7 protein-coding genes and 1 pseudogene are annotated in these 25,078 nt (G+C 71.7%); 3 read left to right on the forward strand and 5 right to left on the reverse strand.

The features are described 5' to 3' along the window. Positions 1 to 113: 113 nt before the first annotated feature. The 4 genes and pseudogenes from WBA97_RS32160 to WBA97_RS32175 form a co-directional block, all read right to left on the reverse strand. Entirely contained in the window at positions 114 to 5,327 is a 5,214-nt protein-coding gene (locus WBA97_RS32160; RefSeq protein WP_424234731.1) for a type I polyketide synthase, read from the reverse strand. A gap of 48 nt (positions 5,328 to 5,375) precedes the next feature. After that, a pseudogene (locus WBA97_RS32165) lies at positions 5,376 to 10,013 on the reverse strand (type I polyketide synthase); the annotation flags it as partial. Between the two features lie 92 nt (positions 10,014 to 10,105). Beyond that, a complete protein-coding gene (locus WBA97_RS32170) occupies positions 10,106 to 12,349 on the reverse strand; it encodes an MMPL family transporter (protein ID WP_424234732.1) in 2,244 nt (747 codons plus the stop codon). A 243-nt stretch (positions 12,350 to 12,592) separates the two neighbouring features. Next, positions 12,593 to 13,066 carry a hypothetical protein gene (locus WBA97_RS32175; RefSeq protein ID WP_424234733.1) on the reverse strand — a complete coding sequence of 158 codons (474 nt, stop codon included), beginning with the start codon at positions 13,064 to 13,066 and terminating at the stop codon, positions 12,593 to 12,595. A gap of 165 nt (positions 13,067 to 13,231) precedes the next feature. Between WBA97_RS32175 and WBA97_RS32180 the strand changes: the two genes are divergently transcribed. The 3 genes from WBA97_RS32180 (at position 13,232) to WBA97_RS32190 (ending at position 14,544) form a co-directional block, all read left to right on the forward strand. Then, complete coding sequence (locus WBA97_RS32180) at positions 13,232 to 13,732, forward strand: hypothetical protein (protein ID WP_424234734.1); 501 nt, start codon at positions 13,232 to 13,234, stop codon at positions 13,730 to 13,732. Between the two features lie 66 nt (positions 13,733 to 13,798). Then, positions 13,799 to 14,362: a DUF5753 domain-containing protein gene (locus WBA97_RS32185; RefSeq protein WP_424234735.1), complete on the forward strand. Its 564-nt coding sequence runs from the start codon at positions 13,799 to 13,801 to the stop codon at positions 14,360 to 14,362. Beyond that, the gene (locus WBA97_RS32190; protein ID WP_424234736.1) at positions 14,359 to 14,544 is read left to right on the forward strand and encodes a DUF397 domain-containing protein; all 186 of its coding nucleotides are present in this window, start codon (positions 14,359 to 14,361) and stop codon (positions 14,542 to 14,544) included. Before WBA97_RS32185 ends, WBA97_RS32190 begins: the two co-directional genes overlap by 4 nt. A 133-nt stretch (positions 14,545 to 14,677) precedes the next feature. On the opposite strand, the gene WBA97_RS32195 is transcribed toward WBA97_RS32190, so the two are convergent. Beyond that, the coding region (locus tag WBA97_RS32195; protein WP_424234737.1) for an SDR family NAD(P)-dependent oxidoreductase at positions 14,678 to 25,078 on the reverse strand (10,401 nt) is incomplete at its 5' end.

A 25,078-nucleotide genomic window follows, 5' to 3' on the forward strand; every position in this document is an offset into this window, starting at 1 on the left:
ATCGAAAATCGGACATCGGGTTAAGCGGCGAAAATGCCACTTGCCCATTTTTCGGAAACCTCCCGGTAATTGTCCGCTGAATTCATTCCGGAGAAGGTCTTCATGAATTTTTCTCACCCCGCCAGGGTGCGTACCTCGGCGGGCAGTCTTGTGGCCAGATAGGACACCATCGAAGCCAGGTCCGGGTGGTCGAACACCAGCGTCGGCGGCAGCGACAGCTCGGCAGCGGCCGAGAGCCGGTTGCGCAGCTCGACGGACGCGAGCGAGTCGAAGCCCATCTCGTCGAAGCGGCGGTCGCCGTCCACGTCGTCGACGGTGCCGTGCCCGAGTGAGGCCGCGACCTCCGCCATCACCAGTTCCCGCAGCGTCGCCTCGCGGGCGTCGCCGTCGACCCCGGCGAGCGTCTCGGCCCACGACTTCGCCGACACGACCCGCTCGCCCGCGTTGCGGCGCGTGGTGCGCACCATCGCGCGGAACAGCGGAGGACACGCCGACCCGAGCGCGGCCAGGGCGGTGGTGTCGAGCTTGAGCGGCACCACCGTGTCCCGCTCGGACAGCAGTGCCGCGTCCAGGCGCGCCATGCCCTCCTCCGCCGACAGGGTGAGGAAGCCGGAGCGGGCCATCCGCGACCGCTCGACGTCGCCGAGCTTGCCCGCCATGCCGGCCGACAGCGCCCACGGACCCCAGGCGAGGGACACCGCGGGCAGCCCGGCGGCGCGGCGGTGCGCGGCGACCGCGTCGAGGAACGCGTTGGCCGCCGCGTAGTTCGCCTGCCCCGGGTTGCCGAGCACCCCGGCGAGCGACGAGAACAGCACGAACGCCCGCAGATCCAGGTCCTTGGTCAGCTCGTGCAGGTTCCACACCGCGTCCACCTTGGGCGCCAGCACCGCGTCCATCCGCTCGGGGGTGAGCGAGGCGAGCACCCCGTCGTCGGTGACACCGGCCGTGTGGATCACCGCGGTGAGCGGGTGGTCCTCGGGCACGCCGGCGAGCACGGCGGCGAGCGCGTTCCGGTCGGCGGCGTCACAGGCGACGATGGTCACCTCGGCGCCCAGCCCGGCCAGTTCCGCCAGCAGCTCCCCAGCACCAGGGGCGTCGCCGCCGCGGCGGCTGGTGAGCAGCAGGTGCGCAACGCCGTGCTCGGTGACCAGGTGGCGGGCGGTCAGGGCGCCGAGCGCGCCGGTGCCGCCGGTGATCAGTACGGTCCCGCCCGGCGAGAACACCGTCGCCTGCTCGTCTGGCCGCAGCCGCCCCATCCGTGCCAGGTGGCCGGTCCCGTCGCGCACCACGATCTGCTGTTCCGCGCCCGCGAGCAGCCCCGGCAGCAGGTGCCGGTCCTGCTCCGCGACGTCGACCAGCGTGATCCGGCCGGGGTTCTCCGACTGTGCGGAGCGGACCATACCGACCACGGCCGCGGCGGGCAGGTCGGTCACCGGCTCACCGGTCAGGCCCTGCGCGCCGTCGGTCAGCACGACCAGCCGGGACGCGGCGAACCGCTCGGCGGCCGACCACGTCTGCAGATCGGCCAGCGCGGCGTGGGTGGCCGCCCTGGTCGCGTCGACGACGTCGGCTTCCGTGTCGCCTCGGACGTCCAGCACCACCACGTCCGGCACGGTGTCCACCTTGGACACGAGTGCGGCCATGCCACCGAGTCCGGTCTCCACAGTGGACAGCTCGGGTGCCTTCGTCACGGCGGGCATGGGTGCCCAGTCCACGCCGAGCAGTGCGTCGACGCCGCGGTGGTAGGCGGCGTCGGCCTGCTCGTGGGACATCGCCCTGCCCGCCATGGCACGCACGTGCGCGACCGGCCTGCCGTGCTGGTCGGCGAGCAGGATCTCCACCGCGGACTCGTCGGTGGGCAGCATCCGCACGCGCAGCGCGGTGGCGCCGGTCGCGTACAGGTGCACACCGGACCACGCGAAGCCGACGGCGACGCTGTCGTTGAGGTACTCGGACGCGCCGAGGATCAGCACGTGCATGGCCGCGTCGAGCAGCGCGGGGTGGAGGTTGAACTCCTTGGTCTCCTCCGCGTACTGCTCTGGCAGCCACACCTCGGAGTACAGCTCCTCGCCGACCGTCCAGGAGTGCTTCAGCCCCCGGAAGTGCGGCCCGAACGTGTAGCCCTCCTTGAGGAACCGGTCGTAGAGGTCACCAAGCTCGATCTCCCGCGCACCGGCGGGCGGCCACTCTGGCATCTCTGCCTGCTCTGGTGGCACGGTCGGCTTGCTCATGCTCGCCGTGCTGGCGAGGACACCGCTCGCGTTGCGGGTCCACCCCCACTCGGCGGGCGCGTCGTCGAACCGCGAGTACACGGTGAAGTGCCTGCTGCCGTGCTGGTCGGGCCTGCCAACGACGAACCTGACGGCGCAGCCACCCTCGTCGGGCACCACGAGCGGGGTCTCGAGCACCATCTCCTCGAGGAAGTCGCAGCCGAGCTGGTTGCCAGCCTCGATCGCCATCTCGACGTAGCCGGTGCCGGGCACGATCACCCGGCCAAGCAACGTGTGGCCGATCAGCCACGGGTGGGTGCGCAGCGACAGCCTGCCGGTGAGCACGACGTCGTCGGACTCCGGCAGCGTGACGACCGCGCTGAGCATGTTGTGCTTGACCGGGATCAGGCCGATCCCGGACGGGTCGCCGCTCGTGCCCGGCTTCAGCCAGAACCGCTGGTGGGAGAACGCGTACGTGGGCAGGTCGACCCGCCGCCCGCCGCCGAACACCGCGGTCCAGTCGATGTCGGCGCCGGCGACGTGCAGTGCGGCCACGGCCGCCAGCACGGTGTCGACCTCGCCGTGGTCCCTGCGCAGTGCGGGCACCAGCGCGGCCGGGGTCTCGAGGGTCTGGCCCGCCATGCCGGTGAGCACCGCGTCGGGGCCGACCTCCAGGTAGCTCGTGACACCGAGGCCTGCGAGGGTGCGCACCGCGTCGGCGAACCGGACCGCGCCGCGCGCCTGCCGCACCCAGTAGTCCGCGTCGATGCCGGTGACCGGCTCACCGGTCACCGTGGACACCAGCGGGATGGCGGGCGCCGCGTAGGTGAGTTTCGCCGCGACGTCGCGGAACGCGCCGAGCATCGGCTCCATGAGCGCGGAGTGGAACGCGTGGCTGACGGTGAGCCGCTTGGTCTTGTGCCCGCGCTCGGCGAGCGTCGCGGCGACGGCCTCGACGGACGCCTCCGGACCGGAGATCACCACGGCGGCGGGGCCGTTCACCCCGGCGATGCCGACGTCGTCGGTCAGCAGCCCGGTGACCTCGTCCTCCGTGGCGCTGACGGCGACCATCGCGCCACCCGAGGGCAGTTCCTGCATCAGGCGACCGCGCGCCGCGACCAGCGCGCACGCGTCGGCGAGCGAGAGCACACCGGCGACGTGCGCGGCGGCCACCTCGCCGATCGAGTGCCCCGCAACGTGGTCGGGCCGCAGCCCCCACGACTCGAACAGGCGGAACAACGCCACCTCGACGGCGAACAACGCGGGCTGGGTGAACTCCGTCTGGTCGAGGGCGTCGGACTCCTCGCCCCAGACCACGTCCTTGAGCGGGCGCGGCAGGTGCGGGTCCAGCTCGGCGGCGACGGCGTCGAACGCGGTGGCGAACACGTCGAACGCCGCGTGCAGCCGCAGGCCCATGCCGATGCGCTGGGCGCCCTGGCCGGTGAACAGCCACGCGCTCTTGCCGCTCTGGCGGGTGGAACCGGTGACGGCGCCGGGCTTGCCCTCCGCCAGCGCGGTGAGCGCGTCGAGCAACGCGGCCCGGTCGGCGCCGAGCACGACAGCGCGGTGCTCCAGTGCGGCCCTGGTCGTGGCGAGCGAGAACCCGACGTCGCCGGGTGCCAGCTCCTGCCGTTCGTCCACAAAGGACCTCAACTGGGCGGCCTGGTCCCGCAGCGCGTCGGCGGACCGCGCGGACAGCACCCACGGCACGACCGGCAGCGGGGACGCGGCCGCCTCGGCCGCCTCGCGCTCCGGCGCCTGCTCGATGATCACGTGCACGTTCGTGCCGGTCACGCCGAACGACGACACCCCGGCCCGGCGCGGCGCCTCGCCGCCGGGCCACTCCCGAGCCTCGGTCAGCAGCCGGACCTCACCAGAGGACCAGTCCACCTCGGGCGTCGGCTCGTCGACGTGCAGCGTCCTTGGCAGTGTCCCGTGCCGCATGGCCTGCACCATCTTGATCACGCCGCCGACCCCGGCGGCCGCGATCGCGTGGCCCATGTTCGACTTGATCGAGCCGAGCCACAGCGGCCGGTCGGCCGGCCGGTCGGCGCCGTAGGTCGCCAGCAGGGCCTGCGCCTCGATCGGGTCGCCGAGCGTGGTCCCGGTGCCGTGCGCCTCCACGGCGTCGATGTCCCGTGCGGACAGCCGCGCGTCGGCGAGCGCGGCGCGGATGACCCGCTCCTGCGACGGGCCGTTCGGCGCGGACAACCCGTTCGACGCGCCGTCGGAGTTCACCGCGGTGCCGCGCACGACCGCGTACACGGTGTGCCCGTTGCGGATCGCGTCGGACAGCTTCTCCACGACCAGGATGCCGACACCCTCGCACCAGCCGGTGCCGTCCGCGGCGGCGGCGAACGAGCGGCAGCGGCCGTCGGAGGAGAGCCCGCCCTGCCTGCCGAAGTCGAAGAACGCCGACGGCGTCGACATGACCGTCACGCCACCGGCCAGCGCCAGCTCGCACTCCCCGTTGCGCAGGGCGTTGGCGGCCTGGTGCAGCGCGACCAGCGACGACGAGCAGGCGGTGTCGATCGTGACCGTGGGGCCGACGAGCCCGAGCACGTAGGAGATCCGGCCCGACCCTGCCGCGGGGGCCGCGCCGGTGTTGTAGTAGCCGCCGAGGTCCTCGTCGCTCGACATCATCAGGGTGCCGTAGTCGTCGCCGTTGATGCCGGCGAACACCCCCGTCTGGCTGCCCCGCAACGACTGCGGGTCGATGCCCGCGTGTTCGATGGCCTCCCAGGCGGTCTCCAGCAGGAGCCGCTGCTGCGGGCTCATGGCGAGTGCCTCACGTGGGCTCACGCCGAAGAAACCGGCGTCGAACCCGGCGACGTCGTCGAGGAACCCACCTCGGCCGGAGCCGGTCGAGTCGAGCCCGAACCGCTCGGACAGCGCGTTCCAGCCGCGGTCGGCAGGGTACGGGCCGGTGGCGTCGACACCGTCGGCGACCAGGCGCCACAGCTCGTCGGGGCCGTGCGCGGCCGGGTACCGGCAGCCCATGCCGACGATGGCGATCGGCTCCGGCTGCCGTGCCTGCAGCTCGCGCAGCTGTTCCTTGGTACGCGCCAGCTCGGCGGTGACCCGCTTGAGGTACTCGAGCAGCTTGTCGTCGGTCATCTGAGCCTCACTTTTGCAAGTACTGACGGTTCGCTCCGCAAGCTCCGCTCACGCCACGCCAAGGTCGTCGATGAAGGCGAACACGTCGGCGGCGGAGGCGGCCTTCAGCTTGTCCTCGACCGACGTGACGGTCCCGGTGTTCACCCTGTCGTTCAACGCACCCACCAGCGCCTGCAACCGGGCGACGATCCTGGTGCGTTCGATGTCGTTGGCTGGCAGGGTCGCGACCGCCTGTTCCAGATCCTCCAGAGTGGACAGCACGGGGTCACCGGCCGCGCCGTCGCCGAGGCCGAGCCGCGTGTGCAGGAACGCCGCGAGGTCGGCCGGGTTCGGGTGGTCGAAGATCATGGTGGCAGGCAGGGTGAGCCCGGTGGCGGCGGCGAGCTGGTTGCGCAGCTCGACCGCGGCGAGCGAGTCGAAACCCAGCTCGCGGAACGCCGCGCGTGGGGCGACCGCATCGGTGGAGTCGTGGCGCAGCACCGCGGCCGCGCGTGCCGACACCAGCTCGACCAGCTCGCGTTCCTGGTCCGCCGGTGACAGCTTCTCCAGGCGCCGCACCAGGTCCTGCGCCCCCGCCTCGGGCTCGACCGCCGACTCGGCGGCCAGCACGGCGACGGCCGATGGCACGCCGCGCAGCAACGGCCGGGGCCGGGCGAGTGTGTAGGTCGGCACGAACCGGGCCCAGTCGATGGCGGACACGACCAGGTTGGCGTGCCCCTCACCGATCGCCTGTGCCAGCGCCGCGAGCGCGAGCCTCGGCGCCATGGCGTCGAGGCCGTAGCGGGACAGGTCGCCCTCGTCGGCCATCGTGTCGCCTGCCCACGCGCCCCAGGCGACGGAGGTCGCGGGCTTGCCCTGTACGCGGCGCCGGCGTGCCAGCGCGTCCACGTAGGCGTTCGCGGCGCCGTACGCGGCCTGCTGACCGCTCCCCCAGATCGCCGCACCGGAGGAGAACAGGACGAACGCGTCCAGGTCGCCGGTCAGCTCGTCGAGGTGGCGGGCGCCGTCGATCTTGGCGCGGCCGGTGGCGGTGAAGTCCGCCACGGTCGTGTCCCCGATCGGCACCGGCACCGGGAGCGCGCTGGCCGCGTGGAACACGGCGGTCACGGGATGCTCGTCGAGGAGCGCGGCGAGCGCGGCGCGGTCGGCCACGTCGCAGGCGGCGATGGAGACCGTCGCGCCGAGCGCGGTCAGCTCCGCCGCCAGTTCCGCCGCGCCAGGGGCGTCGGCGCCTCGGCGGCTGGTGAGCACGAGGTGTTCCGCGCCGTTCCCGGCCAGCCAGCGGGCGAGGTGCGCGCCGATGCCACCGGTGCCACCGGTGACCAGGACGGTACCGCGCGGCTGCCACGGGGTGGCGGCCGGTTCGGCTGGCGCGGGGACCATCCTGCGGGCGTACACACCGTCGCCGCGCACGGCGAGCTGGTCCTCGTCCGGTGTGGACAGTGCGGTGGCCAGCAGGTCCACGGCGTTCGCGTCGGGCAGGTCGACGAGACCGCCCCACCGTTGCGGCAGGTCGAGCGCGAGCACCGTGCCCATGCCCCACAGCGCGGCCTGGCCGGGATCGGGTGACTCGCTCGTCGCGCCGGTCGTGACGCACCACAGCGGTGCGGCGACGTCGAGATCGCCAAGAGCCTGTACGAGGGTGATCGTGCCGTCGAGCGGGAGCAGGGACACCACGCCGGTCACCCCGTCGACAGCGTCGCGGAGCGCGTCGGCGGTCGCCTGCCGGTCCGCGCCCGCCTCGGCCCGGACGACCTCGACGTGGTCGGCCAGTGCGGCGGCGACGGTGTCGCCTGCAGTGCCGCCGGGGCCGACGACCAGCCAGCGGCCATCGAGCGTGCCCTTCGCGGTGACGCGTTCCCAGTCGATCCGGTAGCGCCAGGAGTCCACTGTGGACATGTCGGTGGCGTCGCGCCGCCACGCGGTCAGGCCGGGCAGCACGGCCTCGGCCGCGGCCGGGTCGACCGACAGCCGCTCGGCGAGCGCGGTGGCGTCGGCGCCGTCGACGAGCCGCCAGAACGCGTCCGTGGCCGGGTCGGCGGTCCGCCGGTCGGCGGGCTCGACCCAGTAACGCCGCCGGTCGAAGGCGTACGTCGGCAGGTCGACGGCGCGGGCGCCGAGCGGGGCGAAGAACGCGGGCCAGTCGACCGCGCGGCCCTCGCAGTGCAGTGCGGCGAGTGCCTCGGCCGCGGTCCGGTCACCGGGGTGGCGGCGACGCTGCGTGGCGAGGAACGTGCCGGTCGCGGAGTCGGCGGCCATGGCGGTCAGCACGGCTTCCGGTCCCAGCTCGACGAACGTGCCGACCCCCGCCGCCGACAGCGCCTCGACGGCGTCGGCGAACCGGACGGTCTGCGCCACGTTGCGGATCCAGTACTCCGGCGTGGTCACGTCGGCGACGTCCCCGGTCACGGTGGACACCACCGGGATCGTCGGCTCCGCATAGGAGAGTCCGGCCGCGACCCTGGCGAAGTCGGCGAGCATCGGGGTCATCAGCGGCGAGTGGAACGCATGGCTCACGGCGAGCCTGCTGGTCTTACGGCCCTCAAGGGTGGCCGCGATCCGCAACACGTCCTCCTCGGGCCCGGAGAGCACGACCGAGGTGGGGCCGTTGACGGCGGCGACGCCGGCCTCGCCGGTGAGCAGCGGGGTCACCTCGTCCTCGCTCGCCTGGACGGCGACCATCGCACCACCGGCGGGCAGCGCCTGCATGAGCCGCGCCCTGGTCGTCACGAGCAGCGCCGCGTCCGCGAGTGAGAGGACACCGGCGACGTGCGCGGCGGCCAGCTCACCGATGGAGTGCCCGGTCACGTAGTCGGGGCGGACCCCCCACGACCGGAACAGCCGGTACAACGCGACCTCGACCGCGAACAGGCCGGGCTGGGTGTAGGTGGTCTGGTTGAGCAGGTCCTCGTCCTCGCCCCACAGGACGTCGCGCAGCGGGCGGTCAAGGTGCGGGTCGAGCGCGGCGAGCACCTCGTCGAACGCCTCGGCGAACACCGGGAACGTGGTGGCGAGGTCCCGGCCCATGCCGAGCCGCTGGGCGCCCTGCCCGGAGAACAGGAACGCGAGCTTGCCCGCACCGCCGACCTGCCGCTCGCCGGTGAGGTCGGTGAGGGCGGCCGGGCCGGTGACGGCGGCCCGGTACTCGAAGTGCGTGCGAGCGGTGGCGAGGGTGAGGCCGACGTCCGCGGCGGACAGGGCGGGGTGCGCGGCCAGGTGGCCCGCGAGCGCCGCGGCCTGCGCGCGGAGCGCGGCGGGTGACTTGGCGGACAGCACCCACGGCACCGGGAAAGCGTCGCCGGACGCGGCGGGCTCGTCCTGCGGTACTGCTTCGATGATCACGTGGCTGTTGGTGCCGGACAGCCCGAACGAGGACACGGCGGCGCGACGCGGCCTGCCGGTCTCTGGCCAGGGCTGCTCGTCGGTCAGCAGCGCGACGGCGCCGGAGGACCAGTCGACCTGCGGGGTCGGCTCGTCGACGTGCAGGGTGCGCGGCAGCAGCCCGTGCCGCAGCGACTGCACCACCTTGATGATCCCGGCGACACCCGCCGCGGCCTGCGCGTGGCCGAAGTTCGACTTGATCGAACCCAGCCACAGCGGCGTCTCGCGGTCGCGGCCGTAGGTGGACAGCAGCGCCTGCGCCTCGATCGGGTCGCCGAGCCGGGTGCCGGTGCCGTGCGCCTCGACGGCGTCGACGTCCGATGTGGACAGTCCGGCGTCGGCGAGCGCGGCACGGATCACCCGCTCCTGCGACGGCCCGTTGGGTGCGGTCAGCCCGTTGGACGCGCCGTCCTGGTTGACCGAGGAGCCACGCACCACCGCCAGCACCCGGTGCCCGTTGCGGCGCGCGTCGGACAGCCGCTCCAGCACCAGCACCCCGACGCCCTCGGCCCACGCGGTACCGTCCGCACCGGCCGCGAACGACCGGCACCGGCCGCCATCGGCGAGCCCGCCCTGACGCTCGAACTCGTTGAAGGAACTGGGTGTGGACATCACGCTCACGCCACCGGCCAGCGCCAGCGTGCAGTCGCCTCGGCGCAGGGCCTGCGCGGCGAGGTGCACCGCGACGAGCGAGGACGAGCAGGCGGTGTCGACGGTCAGCGAGGGACCGGTCAGGCCGAGCGCATAGGAGATCCGCCCTGACGCGACGGCCGGGGTGGTGCCGGTGCTGATGTAGCCGCCGAGGTCCTCGTCGGACATCAGGACGGGAATACCGTAGTCCTCGCCCATGAGCCCGGCGAACACGCCGGTCGTGGCACGGCGCGCGGTGTCGGCGTCGATGCGGGCGTGCTCAAGCGCGGCCCACGACGTCTCGAGCAGCACGCGCTGCTGCGGGCTCATCGCGGTGGCCTCACGCGGGCTGATGCCGAAGAACCCGGCGTCGAACTCCGTTGCCCCGTCGAGGAACCCGCCCGACCCGGAAAGGACGGACGTCATGCCGAACGCCTTCGCGAGCACGTCCCAGCCGCGGTCGACGGGCAGCGGCGTGATGCCGTCCCTGCCCTCGACCACCGCGTCCCACAGGGAGTCCGCGTCCTCGATGCCGCCCGGATACCGGCACGCCATACCGACGATCGCTATCGGTTCCCGTGCGGCCGCGACGAGCTCCTCGTTCTCCCGCCGGAGGTTGTCGTTCTCCTTCAGCGAGGAACGCAGCGCCTCGACCAATTCGTCAGACGTGGCCATACCGTCCCCAAGCGCGTCGAATGAGTGCTGCCCGCATACCTCTCGCGTCGAGACTACGGACGCTGGGTATGCGGGCAGCCAGTCTGTGGTAACTACCGACTAGGGCCTGTTCCATCCAACACGGCCTCTTTCTCGCGCCGTGCCTGGGATTCCGCCTGTCGAGCGGCGGGTATCGGCGGTGCGGACTCACTGAGCCCGACCTTGTTGTGCAGCACTCGCAACGGTTTCGGCGACCACCACGCGGCCCTGCCGAGCAACCGCATGCCCGCCGGCACGAGCACACCGCGGATCAACGTGGCGTCGACCATGATCGCGAGCCCCGCGCCGATGCCGAACATCTGCAGGAAGCTCACCCCGCCGGTGCCGAAGGCGAAGAAGTTCACCGCGATCAGCACGGCGGCCGTTGACACGATGCGACCGGTGTGCGAGAGCCCGTCGACCACCGCGGCCCGCCTGCCGAGCCCGAGGTCGTGCCCTTCCTTGATGCGGCTGAGCACGAACACCTCGTAGTCCATCGACAACCCGAACGCGATGCAGAAGAACAACATCAGCATGCTCGTGTCGAGTGGCATCGGTGTGAACCCGAGGATGTCGGACAGCCAGCCCTCCTGGAAGATCATCACCAGGACACCGATCGTCGCGGACAGCCCGAGCACGTTGAACACCAGCGCCCGGATCGGCTGCAACACGCTGCCGGTGAACAGGAACAGCAGGATGAACGTGGACAGCGCGATCAGTCCGGCCGCGAGCGGAAGCCTGCTGCCGATCGCGTGCTTGCTGTCGACCAGCACCGCGGCCGAGCCACCGACCTGCGGTTCGACGCTCGTCGGACCGGCCTTGTCACGGATGGTGTGCACGAGATCCTGCGCGTTCGCCGACCGCGCGTCGTCCTCGGTGATGACCGCGAACCGCTGCACGTCCGGCTTGCCCATGGCCGCCGAGGTCGGTGGCACGCCCTGGTTCGCCCCGTCGGTGAAGATGCCCGCGCTGGACTCGACCCTGGACACGTCCGGCAGGTTCGACAGCGTGGTCGCGTAGGAGGTGACCTGGCTTGGCGCGACCGAGTCCTCGATGATGACCTGGATCGCCCGGCTGTTGTCGTCGGGGAACTCTTCCCGGATCGTGTCGCCGACGGTCCTGGTCTGCGTCGAGGTCGGCAGCACCCGGTCGTCCGGGGTGCCGAACTCGGACTTCAGCACCGGCAGCGCGCCGATCACGAGGATCGCGATGACGGGCAGCGAGCACAGAATGGGCCGCGAGGTGACCGCCGACGCGACGCGCCGCCAGAACGGCGACACCGCGCTCGGGGTCTTCTTGAACCACGGCAGCCTGCCCGCGTTGACCCGGTAGCCCAGCACCTTCAGCAGCGCGGGCAGTATCACGACCGACGTGATCATCGCGATGAGCACGACCCCGATGCCGGAGTAGGCGAACGAACGAAGGAAGAACAGCGGGAAGATCGTGAGCACCGCCAGTGCGACGGCGACCGTCAGCGCGCTGAACACGATCGTGCGCCCGGCGGTCTGCACGGTGCGTGTCACCGCGTCCTCAATGGACCGTCCGGACGACAGCTCCTCGCGGAACCGGCTGACCATCAGCAACGCGTAGTCGACGGCGAGGCCGAGACTCAGCGCGGTGGTCAGGTTGATCGAGTAGATCGACACGTCGGTTGCCGACGCGATCCCGGACAGCGCGGCGAACGTGCCGAAGACCGTGACCGCGCCGATCAGCAGCGGCAGGCTCGCGGCGACCAGGCTGCCGAACGCGAACACCAGCAGCACCAGGATGATCGGCACCGCGATGCCCTCTGCCAGCGCCAGGTCCTTGCCGACCTGGGTGCGGCTGTCGACCGACATCATCTTCGAGCCACCGAAGTCGACCTCGTAGGCCCCGGTGCCGGAGTCGGCGAACCGGTCGGCGAACTCCTCGGCCGCGTCGATGTCGTCGTCGATGAGCTTGATGGCGATCAGCCCGAACTTGCCGTCGTCGGATCGCAGGCTCGGCGCGCCGGTCCCCCAGTAGGAGATGGCCTCGTGGACCGCTGGATCGTCCGCGATCCGTTCCGACAGGTCGGCGGCGTCGATGCTCACCATGTCGTCGTCGACCGTCCCCGCCGAGGCGGACACCATCGCGACGACGTCGACCTGACCGCCGAACTCCTCGTTGATGGTCTCCAGGACCTGCGACGACTCGGCCGCAGGGTCCGCGAAACCTTCCGGCTTCAGCTTGCTGAACACGGTGAACCCCACCGTGCCTGCCGCGATCAGCCCGAGCAGAGCCACGACAAGGATCCCGCGTGAACGGGTGGCGGCGAAGCGCCCTATGGCAGTGAACATGACAACTGCTCCCCTGACGGAAGTTCGGGAGTGAGTAACTCCAACGCTCCCTCAGCCATATCGGGGAGTCAACGTCCGGTCACTCTTTCGTGAGTGAGTGCGCGGCAAGAACATGAATTTTTCATATGCCGGCCGTTAATGACTCATGATCGTCACGGGGGAAATTACCAGCGCGGCCGAACACTGTTGTGCCCGGTATTCCAGTTCCTGGAATACCGGGCACGACCAGGTCTTTTCAGGCGCTCACGCGTCCGGCTGGGCGGCCAGCTCCTTGGTCTCGGGCTCGCCCGCGCGCCTGTGCATGCTGTGGGGGAGGGTGTACTCGTCGAGGCGGAACAGCATCACCACGGCCATGGCGGGCACCATCAGGACGTGCCCGACCACCATCACGCCGGTCGTGCCGGCCAGGCCACCGAAGTAGAACGGGTACATGATCACGAACGGCAGGTACATGGCCAGGCTCATCTCGAGGATGGGCCGCCACCGGTGGCCGCGGATCCTCATCCACAGCGCCATGCCGATGGTCATGTTGGTCGCCATCACGAGCGTCCTGGCGACCAGGTTCTCGATCATGAAGTCCCAGCCGAGGGCCTCCCACAGCAGCCGCGCGGGCATCGCGAGCACACCCATGCCGATGAACATCGCGGCGGTCATCTCCAGCAGGTGCTGGAGGAAGTGGCGGGCCGGACTCGTCCACCAGCTCTTCGCGCCGGTCATGACGCACCTCCGTCCTGTCCATGTGACGACGGGTGCAGTATCGCATTGCCGTCCACCACCGAGTAACGAACGAGTGGTAACCATTCGGTAATCGAACGCGCGAGAGCTGAGCAACCCCGACGCGCGGGTCATGACTCATAATAGCGGGAATGGCAGACTCGCTCCATGTTTCCGGGAGAGGTGTGGGGCGCCACGGCAGAAGAACGTGCCGAGAAGCTGCCCTGTGACGAAATTTTTCCGGGCGGACTCGCGGCCGATCGCGCCGTGTCCGTCGACGCGCCGCCGTCGCTGATGTGGGCCTGGCTGTGCCAGATCCGCCTGGCCCCCTACAGCTACGACTACCTAGACAACTTCGGCAAGAAGAGCCCCCCGGTCCGCACCCCTGACCTGGTGAACCTGGAGGTCGGCCAGAAGTTCATGCGACTGTTCACGCTGGCCGCCTTCGAACGCGACAACCACGTGACCATCCGCAGTGGCCGCGTCGCCACCACCTACGCGGTCCGCCCCGAGGGCACCGGCACCCGCCTGATCGCCCGCGCGGTCTTCAACGGCCCGAACTTCATCGGCAGGCCACTGGGCCTGGTCGACATGGTCATGATGCGCAAGCAGCTGCTGAACCTGAAGGCGTACGCCGAGAAGGAACACGCCCAGGCCAACGCGAGCTAGCGCGAACAGGCATGGCGATGCCCGACGACGGGCCTGCCGGGCATCTCGCAGGCGCTGTCCGGGATCTTGGAGTACGAGCGGACGTGCAACAAGCTCACCGTCTGGGCACCCCTGCTGATTCCGGGGTTGCTCCAGACGGGTGACTATGCGCGAGCGCTCATAGGTCGTCGTGACCGTCCGCTTGCGGACGTCGAGTCGCGTGTGAAGCTGCGCGTTGGTCGTCGCGAGACCCTGACCAGGAGGAACCCGCCTGAGTATCGCGCGTTCATCGGTGAGCAGGCGCTACGTCAGGGCGTGGGCGGCCCGGAAGTCATGGCCGATCAGCTTCGCTTCGTACTCAAGCTGAATGAGGAACACGAGAACGTCACGACGCTCGTCGTGCCGATCGGGAACGGTGCGCACGACGGCCTGTCGGGACCGTTCGAGCTGTACGAGTTCCCGGATAACCCGCCGAGCGTGCTGCTTGAGCATCTCCGCTCGTCGTTGTTTCTCTCGGACGACGACGATGGGGACGATGTTCAGGGGTTCCTAGACGCGGCGGAGAAGGACCTCCGTCGAGCGGCGCACAGCGAGGAGGATTCGCTCGCGCTGATCGCTGAGATTGTGGAAGAGATAGAGAGGACAGGATGAACGGCGACGGACCCCGCCTTGACGACAACTGGCGCAAGGCCAGTCGGAGCAACGAGAACGACAGCTGCGTTGAGGTGCACCCAACCCGCAGGTACCTGCGGGACAGCAAGAATCAGACTGGACCGACGCTGAGCGGCGACGTGTTCGCTCTCGTCGGCGCGATCCGGAACGGCACCGTCTGACAGACGAACGGCGGTGGTGTGCCCCCTGCGAGCTGCGCAGGGGGCACACCCTTTTCTAGTGTGGCGCGCTCTGCCCGACGATGTCGAGCAAGTCACCGATGCGGCACCCCGAACCCAAGCCAGACGGCAAACCCTATGAAGCCTTCCGCTGCGAGGATCGACCGGCCAGTGCCCGCTTGACCAGATCGTCCACATCCAGACTGTCCAGGTCCTCGGGCTCGGACCCGCGCTCAGCCTCCTCCGCCGTAGCGGCCAGGCCGAGCAGCGCCTCCAGGATCCCGGCCTCCCGGAGCCGGGCCACCGACACCGAGGCCAGAGTCCGCCGCAGGGCGTCCTCGTCGACCTCAGGAGCCGCGGCGTCCGGATCCGGCAGCAACGAGGCCAGCACGTGCCCGGCCAGCGACTCCGGGTTCGGATAGTCGAACACCAGCGTGGCCGACAACGACAACCCGGTCACCGCGTTGATCCGGTTGCGCAGCTCGACCGCGGTGAGCGAGTCGAACCCCAGCTCCTTGAACGCCTGGCCAGGCATGATGGCGGCGGGTGACGCGTGCGCGAGCACGGTGGCCACCTGTCCACGCACCAACTCGAGCACGGACGGCAGCCGCTCCTCCGGCGGCATCCCACCAAGCCGGTTCACCAGGGAAGCAACCGAAGTCCTGGACCGCCGGGCGGGCACCCGCACCAACCCACGCAGCAACGGCAGGTCCGTACCCGACCGGCGCAGCCCGGCCGGGTCCAGCTTGACCGGCACGGCGAGCGCCGTGTCGAGACCGCACGCCGCGTCGAGCAGCGCCAGACCCTCCGATGTGGACAGTGCGCCGAACCCGTTGCGGTTGAGCCGGGCGAGATCGGTCTCGGACAGCTCACCGGTCATGTCGCTCGCCTGGTCCCACAGGCCCCACGCCAGGGACAGCGCGGGCAGCCCCTGCGCCCGCCGGTACTGGGCCAGCGAGTCCAGCACCGCGTTGGCAGCCGCGTAGTTCGCCTGTCCCGGTCCGCCGAGCACCCCGGCGACCGAGGAGAACAGCACGAACATCGACACGTCACCGGCGAGTTCGTGCAGGTGGACGGCCGCGTCCACCTTCGGCAGCATGACGCGGTCGATCCGCTCGGGAGTGAGCGTGTCGACGGTCCCGTCGTCGAGCACTCCGGCCGAGTGCACGACTCCGACCAGTGGGTGCTCGGCGGGAATCGCCTCGATGACGCCGGCCAGCGCGGCCCGGTCGGTCACGTCGCACGCGGTCACGGTGACCGTCGCGCCCAGCGTGGTCAGTTCGTCGGTCAGGTCCGCGACACCCGCCGCGTCCTGGCCGCGCCTGCTGAGCAGCAGCAGGTGCGCCACCCCCTGCGTCTTCACCAGGTGACGGGCGACCAGCGCACCGAGGCCGCTGGTGCCGCCGGTGATCAGCACGGTGCCGTCGAGCGCTCGCTGCGTCCCGGCTGGGACGGCGCGGGTCAGCCGGGGCACGAACACCTTGCCAGCACGGATGGCGAGCTGGGTCTCCCCCGTCGCCAGCGCGGCGGGGATCAGGTCGCGGGACTCCGGGCGGTCGTCGGTGTCGACCAGGACGAACCGGTCCGGGTGCTCGGACTGGGCGGTACGCACCAGCCCCCACACCGCGGCCGCCGCCGGGTCGGCGATGTCCGCGCTCTCCGCGTCGATCGCGACCGCACCGTTGGTGACCAGCACGAGCGGCTCGGTCTGCACGTCGGACAGCCATTCCTGGACCAGCGCCAGCGCCTGGTGCGCGGCGTCCCGTGCCGCGTCGGCGATGCTGCCGGGCCCTGCGTCGATCTCCACCACGTTGTCCTGCAGCCGCACGGTTTCGCGGCGTTCGGCTCGCCGTTCTGCGCGGGCCGCGCGCCGCTCCGAGCGGTCCCGGCGGTCGCGCCGGTCACGGCGCTCTGCGCGGCGCTGCCGTCGCGGCTCGGTCTCGTCGGCAGGCACGTCCGGCACGTCGACCGGGACCCAGCCCAGCTCGAACAGGTGCTGCCCGGCCGACGACGGGGTCGCCGCGGCGAGCTGTTCCGGGGTGACCGGCCGGACCGCGAGCGAACCGACGGTCGCCACCGGCGCGCCCGTCTGGTCGGCGAGGTGGATGGTGAACGCGTCGTCGCCCGCCGGGGTGATCCGGACGCGCAGCACGGACGCACCGGCGGCGGTCACGGTCACGCCGTGCCACGAGAACGGCAGCGCGAGCCGCCGGTCCCCGGTCGTGGCGGCGACGAGGGCGTGCAGTGCGGAGTCCAGCAGTGCCGGGTGCAGCCCGAAACCGGCCGACCGCTCTGCCTGGGTCTCGTCGAGTGCGACCTCGGCGAACACCTCGGTGCCGCGCCGCCACACCGACTGCAGGCCCTGGAAGACCGGCCCGTACTCGAGCCCGAGGTCGGCCAGCTCCTCGTAGACACCGTCGACCGGCACCGTGGCCGCACCGGCTGGCGGCCACTCGGCGAGCGCGACCGCGTCCTGCTCGGCGGCCTCGGTGAGCGTGCCGGTGCCGTGCAGTGTCCACGGTCCGCCGGTTTCCGGTCGCGAGTGGATGGTCACCGGGCGGTGCCCGGTGTCGGTCTCGGCGCCGACGTACACCTGGACCACCACCGCGTCGTGCTCAGGCAGCACCAGCGGCGCCTGCAGAGTCAGCTCCTCGATGCCGTCGCAGCCCGACCGGCTCGCCGCGTGCAGCGCCATCTCGACGAGTGCGGTGCCCGGCACGAGCACGGTGCCGAGGACGGCGTGGTCGGCGAGCCACGGCTGGGTCTGCCGGGACAGCCTGCCGGTCAGCAGCAGCCCTGGCTCCCCCGCGACGTCCACCACGGCGCCCAGCAGCGGGTGCCCGGCGGCACCGAGCCCGGCGGCGGACACGTCGCCCGCGCCGGTACCCGGCATCAGCCAGTAGGTGCGGCGCTGGAAGGCGTAGGTCGGCAGCGGCACCACCGCGGCGCCGGTGCCCGCGTAGAACGCGTCCCAGTCGACCGTGTCGGTGCGCACGGCGAGCACGCCGAGCGCGGTGGCCAGCGTCGCCACCTCGTCGCGGTCCCTGCGCAGCGTCGGGACGAACACACCGTCCGGCACCACGTTCTGGCCCATGGCGGTGAGCACACCGTCGGGTCCCAGCTCGACGAACGTCGTCACACCCTGCTCGGCGAGCGCGGTCACGGCGTCGGCGAACCGGACCGTGCCACGCACGTGCTCGACCCAGTACTCCGGGTTCGTCGGGTCGGCGGAGATGATCGGGATGGTGGGCTCGTGGTAGGTCACGCTCTCGGCTACCGCACGGAACTCGGCCAGCATCGGGTCCATCAGCGGCGAGTGGAACGCGTGCGACACCGACAGCCGCTTGGTCTTGGCGAACTGTGCGGCGACCGCCTCGGCGGCGGACTCCTCGCCGGAGATCACGACGGCGTTGGGCCCGTTGATCGCGGCGATGCCCACCCCGTCGGTGAGCAGTGGCCGTACTTCCTCCTCCGTCGCCTGGAGCGCGATCATCGCGCCGCCGGGCGGGAGGGCCTGCATCAGTCGTCCTCGTGCCGATACGAGGGCAGCTGCGTCCGCCAGTGACCAAACACCCGCGACGTGCGCGGCCGCCAATTCGCCGATCGAGTGCCCCGCCACCACATCCGGCCGTACACCCCACGACGCGAGTAGCCGCGCCAGCGCCACCTCGACCGCGAAGAGCGCCGGCTGCGTGTGCCCAGTCTCATCCAGCCCATCACCGGAAACGACCACCTCTCGTAGCGCGGGGTCGAAGTGCGCGCAGACCTCGTCGAACGCGGCCGCGAACGCGGGGTACGCCGCGTACAGGCCCTGTCCCATCGCGATCCGCTGCGCACCCTGGCCCGTGAACAGGAACGCAAGGCGGCCACCAGCCGTCCCGGTCGCGACCTCCTCGCCGTCGACCAGCACCGCGCGGTGGTCGAACCTGGTCCGCGTGGTGGCGAGCGTGTAACCGACGTCCAGCGGATCCGCGTCCACCCCGGACAGCCGGGTGAGCTGGTCACGCAGCGCGTCCTCGGTCTTCGCGGACACCAGCCACGGCACGACCGGCAGGCCGGTGCGTGGCGCATCGGGTGCCGTCGGCGGCTCCTCGATGATGACGTGCGAGTTCGTGCCGCCGATGCCGAACGACGAGATGCCCGCGCGACGCGGACGCCCGTTCGCCTGCCACGGCACGGTTTCCGTCAGCAGCGCAACGTTGCCCTGTGCCCAGTCGACCTCGGGCGACGGCTCGTCGACGTGCAGGGTCGGCGGCAGCTCACCACGCTGGAGCGCCAGCACCATCTTGATCACCCCGGCGGCACCGGCCGCGGCCTGCGTGTGGCCGAGGTTCGACTTGACCGAACCCAGCCACAGCGGCCGCTCGCGGTCCCGGCCGTACGTGGCGATCAGGGCCTGCGCCTCGATCGGGTCGCCGAGCGGGGTGCCGGTGCCGTGTGCCTCGACGGCGTCCACATCGGACATGCCGAGCCCGGCGGCGGCGAGCGCCGCGGCGATGACCCGTTGCTGCGACGGCCCGTTCGGTGCCGTCAGTCCGTTGGACGCGCCGTCCTGGTTCACCGCGGAGCCGCGGATCACCGCGAGCACGGGGTGCCCGTTGCGCTGCGCGTCGGACAGCCGCTCGACGGCGAGCACGCCGGAGCCCTCACCCCACGCGGTGCCGTCGGCACCACCGGCGAAGGCCTTGATCTGCCCGTCGACCGCGAGCCCGCGCTGCCGGGAGAACTCGACGAACGTCTCCGGCCCGGTCATCACGGTGACGCCGCCCGCGAGCGCGAGGTCGCACTCCCCGCCACGCAGCGCCTGGACGGCCATGTGCAGTGCCACCAGCGACGACGAGCACGCGGTGTCGATCGTGACGGACGGACCCTCGAGCCCGAGCACGTACGACAGCCGTCCACACAGGACACTGCCCGCGATGCCGGTGACGAGGAAGCCCTCGACCCCCGCCTGGCCCGCGTCGACGCCTCGGCCGTAGTCCTGCGCCATCATGCCCGCGTACACGCCGGTCCGGCTGCCGCGCAGGGAGAGCGGGTCGATGCCGGCGCGCTCGAGTGCCTCCCACGCGGTCTCCAGCAGCAGGCGCTGCTGCGGGTCCATCGCGAGGGCCTCGCGCGGGCTGATGCCGAAGAAGTCCGCGTCGAACTCGGCGGCCTCGTGCAGGAACCCGCCTCGGCGGACGTACGAGGTGCCGGAGGACTCCGGGTCGGGGTCGTACAGCTTCGCGAGGTCCCAGCCGCGGTCGGCGGGGAAGTCGGAGATCCCGGACCGACCGCCAGCGACGAGGTCCCACAGGTCCTCTGGCGTCGCGATGCCGCCGGGCAGGCGGCAGCCCATGCCGACGATCGCGATCGGCTCGTCGGACACGCCGGTCGCCGTGGCGACCACCGTGGTGGTCCTGGTACCGGCCAGCTCGGCGAGCAGGTGGTCGACGAGCTTGTCCGGGTTCGGGTAGTCGAACACCAGCGTGGCGGGCAGTTTCAGGCCGGTGGCGGAGTTGAGCCGGTTGCGCAGCTCCACCGAGGTGAGCGAGTCGAAACCCAGTTCCTTGAACGCCTGCGCTGGTGCGATCGACTCGGGTGCGCCGTGCGCCAGCACACCCGCGACGTGCCCGCGCACCGCGTCGAGGAGGATCGTCCGCTGCTCGGCCTCCGCGAGCCCGGCGAGCCGCCGCACCAGTTCACCGGTGGGACCGCCCGCGCGCCGGGCCGGGGTGCGGACCAGCGAACGCAGGATCGGCGGGACCGTGCCGGTGGCCTTGGCGACCGCGGCCGGGTCGAGGTCGATCAGCACCTCCAGCGCGCGCCCGGAGACGGCGGCGTCGAACAACGCCAGTCCGTCCGCTGTGGACAGTGCGCCGAAGCCGTCCCGGCTCAGCCGGGCGCGGTCGGTGTCGCTCAGCTCGCCGGTCATGTCGCTCGCGGAGTCCCAGAGGCCCCACGCCATCGACACCGCTGGCAGCCCGGCCGCGCGACGGTCGTGTGCCAGCGCGTCGAGCGCGCTGTTGGCCGCCGCGTAGTTGGCCTGACCCGGCGTGCCGAGGACACCGGCCGCGGACGAGAACACCGCGAACAGGGACAGATTGTCGGTCAGCTCGTGGAGGTGGCTGGCCGCGATGACCTTGGGCGCCAGCACGGCATCGAGCCGCTCGGGGGTGAGCCCGGTGATCATGCCATCGTCGAGGACACCGGCCGCGTGCACGACGCCGACGAGGTCCGGGATGGACTTCACCAGCTTGCCGACGGAGGGCCGCTTGGTGACGTCGCACGCGGCGACGCGAACCTCGGCACCCAGTTCCTTCAGTTCCGCGGCAAGTTCCTTGGCACCACTGGCCTTCGTGCCGCGTCGGCTGACCAGCACCAGTTTGCGGACACCGTGGGTGGTGACGAGGTGGCGGGCGAGGAGCGCGCCGAGGCCGCCGGTGCCGCCGGTGATCAGGACGGTGCCGTCGAGCGTGATCGGCGCCGGGGTGTCCTGCACGCGCACCAGCCGGGGCGCGTAGGTCTGCCCGTCGCGGACGGCGACCTGCGTCTCGCCCGACGCCGCGACGGCCTCGGCGAAACCAGCGTCACCGTCGAGGAGCACGAACCGGTCCGGATGCTCGGACTGCGCGGACCGGACGAGGCCCCAGACTGCTGCCGCGTCAAGGTTCCCGATGCGTTCGCCGGTCGTGACGCCCACCGCGCCGGTGGTGACGAGCACGAGCCGCACGTTCCCGGGGTGCTCGTCGGCGAGCCAGGACTGGATCGCGGCGAGTGCCTCGTGGGCGGTCGCGACCGGTTCGGCGGTCACCACCACATCGTCCACTGTGGACAGTGAAACCGGAACCCAGTCGACGCCGAACCTCGGACGGCTCGCCCGGAGCTGCTCCGGGGTGACCGGCAGCAGGGACAGCCTGCCGACCGACGCGACCGGGCTACCGGCACTGTCGGCGGCGTCGATGCTGATCGCGCCGTCACCAGCGGGGGCGATGCGGATACGGAGTTGCGTCGCGCCGCGCGCGGACAGGCTGACGGTGTGCCAGCCGAACGGGAGACGGGCTTGCGTCTCTAGCGCGCCGTCATCACTGGTACCGGTGAACAGGGCGTGCAGCGCGGCGTCGAGCAGTGCCGGGTGCACGCCGAACTTGGCGGCCTCGGCGTGCTGCTCGTCGGCGAGTGCGACCTCGGCGAACACCTCGTCGCCACGCCGCCACACCGACTGCAGGCCCTGGAAGACGGGCCCGTACTCGAGGCCGAGCTCGGCGGCCTTGTCGTAGACGTCCGTGATGGACACCGCGTCGGCCCCGGCGGGCGGCCAGGCACTCAGGTCCACTGTGGACGTACGCGCGTCCGTGCCGAGGGTGCCGCTGGCGTGCTGGGTCCAGTCGCCGCCGTCGGGGCGGGAGTGGATCGCCACGGTCCGGTCGGCGCCCACCGTCACCTGGATGACGACCGAGGCGCCGTCTGGCAGGACCAGCGGTGCCTGCAGCGTCAGCTCCTCGACGACGTCGCAGCCGACGCGGTCACCGGCCTGCAACGCCAGTTCGACCAGTGCCGTGCCCGGCACGAGGACGGTGCCCATGACGGCGTGGTCGGCCAGCCAGGGGTGGGTCTGGGTGGAGAGCCTGCCGGTGAGGACGAGGCCGTCGCCGTCGGCGAGCGGCACGGCGGCGCCGAGCAGCGGGTGCCCGGCCGCGTCGATACCGGCGGCGAGGACGTTCCCCGCGGTGGGGCGCAGCCAGTAGGACTCACGCTGGAACGGGTAGGTGGGCAGGTCGACATGCCTGCCGCCGCCGAACAACGCGGCCCAGTCCACGTCGACGCCCCGTGTCCACGCGGTGCCGACGGCGGTGAGCACGGTGCGCGCCTCGTCGCGGTCCTTGCGCAGTGCGGGGATGAACGTGCCGTCCAGGCCCATCGCGCTGAGCACGCCGTCCGGGCCAACCTCGACGAACGTGGTCACGCCCCGCTCGGCCAGCGTGGTCACGTTGTCGGCGAACCGGACCGTGCCACGCACGTGCCGCACCCAGTACTCCGGGTCGGTGGGCTCTGCGCCGATGATCGGGATGGTCGGCTCGTGGTAGGTCACGCTTTCGGCGACGGCCCGGAACTCGTCGAGCATCGGGTCCATCAGGGGTGAGTGGAACGCGTGGGAGACGGTGAGCCGCTTGGTTTTGCGGTCCGCGAACTGCGCCGCAACAGCTTCGGCGGCGGTTTCCTCACCGGAGATCACGATCGACCGCGGCCCGTTGATGGCGGCGATCCCGACCGTGTCGGTGAGGTGCGGAGCGATCTCGTCCTCGGTCGCCTGGATCGCGATCATCGCGCCACCACGCGGAAGCGCCTGCATCAACCGGCCACGCGCACTGACCAGGCGAGCGGCATCCGCCAGGGACAACACACCAGCGACGTGCGCGGCAGCCAGCTCACCGATCGAATGCCCAGCCAGGAAGTCGGGCGTGACACCCCACGACGACAGCAACCGGAACAACGCCACCTCGACCGCGAACAACGCGGGCTGGGTGTTCCCGGTGTCGTCGAGACCATCGCCGGTGGCGATGACCTCGCGGAGGGCGGGGTCCAGGTGTTCGCACACCTCGTCGAACGCCGCCGCGAACACCGGGAACGCCTCGTACAGGCCCTGCCCCATGCCCACGCGCTGCGCGCCCTGACCGGTGAACACGAACGCCACGCGCCCGCCGACCGTGCCGGTGGCGACCTCGGTACCGTCGACCAGCACGGCGCGGTGGTCGAACCGGGCCCGCGTGGTGGCGAGGGTGTGGCCGACATCGACGGGGTCACCGTCCACTCGGGACAGCTGAGCGATCTGGTCGCGCAGAGCCGCCTCGGTGCGGGCCGACAGCACCCACGGCACGGCGGGCAGCTCGGCGCGCGTCACCGGCTCCTGCGCCGGTGGCTCCTCGATGACGACATGGGCGTTGGTGCCGCTGATGCCGAACGACGAGATGCCCGCGCGGCGCGGGTGCCCGTTCGCCTCCCACGGCACGGCCTCGGCGAGGAGGCTGACCGAACCCGCCGTCCAGTCGACCTGCGTGGTCGGCTCGTCCACGTGCAGCGTCGCGGGCAGCTGCCCGTGCCGCAGCGCCATGACCATCTTGATCACGCTGGCGGCACCCGCCGCGGCCTGCGTGTGCCCGAGGTTGGACTTGACGGAGCCGAGCCAGAGCGGACGCTCGCGTTCGCGGCCGTAGGTGGCGATCAGCGCCTGCGCCTCGATCGGGTCGCCCAGCGCGGTGCCGGTCCCGTGTGCCTCGACGACGTCCACGTCGGACGTGCCGAGCCCGGCCTGCGCAAGCGCTTGCGTGATGACTCGCTGCTGCGACGGCCCGTTCGGGGCAGTCAGCCCGTTCGACGCGCCGTCCTGGTTCACCGAGGAGCCGCGGACCACCGCGAGCACCGGGTGCCCGTTGCGCCGCGCGTCGGACAGCCGCTCCAGCACGAGGATGCCGGCACCCTCGCCCCAGACCGTGCCGTCGGCACCGGCGCCGAACGCCTTGCACTGGCCGTCGGCGGCGAGGCCGCGCTGGCGGGAGAACTCGACGAACGTGTCTGGGCTGGCCATGACCGTGACGCCGCCTGCGAGCGCGAGCGAGCACTCCCCGGTCCGCAGTGCCTGCGCGGCCAGGTGCATGGCGACGAGCGACGAGGAGCACGCGGTGTCGAGCGTGACCGCCGGGCCTTCCAGGCCGAGGGTGTAGGAGATCCGTCCCGACGCGACGCTCGCGGCGATCCCGGTGCCCCAGAAGCCTTCCACGCCGTCCGGCAGACCGGCGAGAGTCGGCGCGTAGTCCCGGTACATGAGACCGGCGTACACACCCGTCCTGCTGCCACGCAGCGTGTGCGGGTCGATCCCGGCGCGTTCGAGGGCCTCCCAGGTGGTCTCCAGCAGCAGCCGCTGCTGCGGGTCCATCGCGAGGGCCTCACGGCGGCTGATGCCGAAGAACTCGGCGTCGAACTCGTCGGGCGCGTCGACGAAGCCGCCGTGCCTCGTGTAGGTCTTGCCCAGTGCGTCCGGGTCGGGGTCGAACAGGTTCGCGAGGTCCCAGCCGCGGTCGGCGGGGAACTCGGACACGCCGGACCGGCCGGCGGCGACGAGGTCCCACAGCTCGTCCGGAGTGGACACGCCGCCGGGGAACCGGCAGCCCATGCCGACGATCGCGATCGGCTCGTCGGTCACCACGGCGACCTGCGCGGTCGCCTCGGCGAGCGGACCGCCGGAGGGGGCCAGCTCGGCACGCAGGTGGTCGACCACGGCAAGGGGGCTCGGGTAGTCGAACACGAGCGTGGCGGGCAGGCGCAGACCGGTGGCGGTGTTGAGCCGGTTGCGCAGCTCGACCGCGGTCAGCGAGTCGAAACCCAGTTCCTTGAACGCCTGCGGGCCGGTGACCGCGTCGGACGAGCTGTGCCCGAGGACGGCGGCCACGTGCTCACGCACGAGGTCGAGCAGCAGGGCCCGCTGCTCCGGCTCGCCAAGCCGTGCGAGGCGTTGCGCGAGCCCGCCACCGCCGGCCGCGGCCGCGGCCCGGCGTGCCGG

Source organism: Actinophytocola sp., assembly GCF_049647105.1.
GTDB lineage: Bacteria > Actinomycetota > Actinomycetes > Mycobacteriales > Pseudonocardiaceae > Actinophytocola.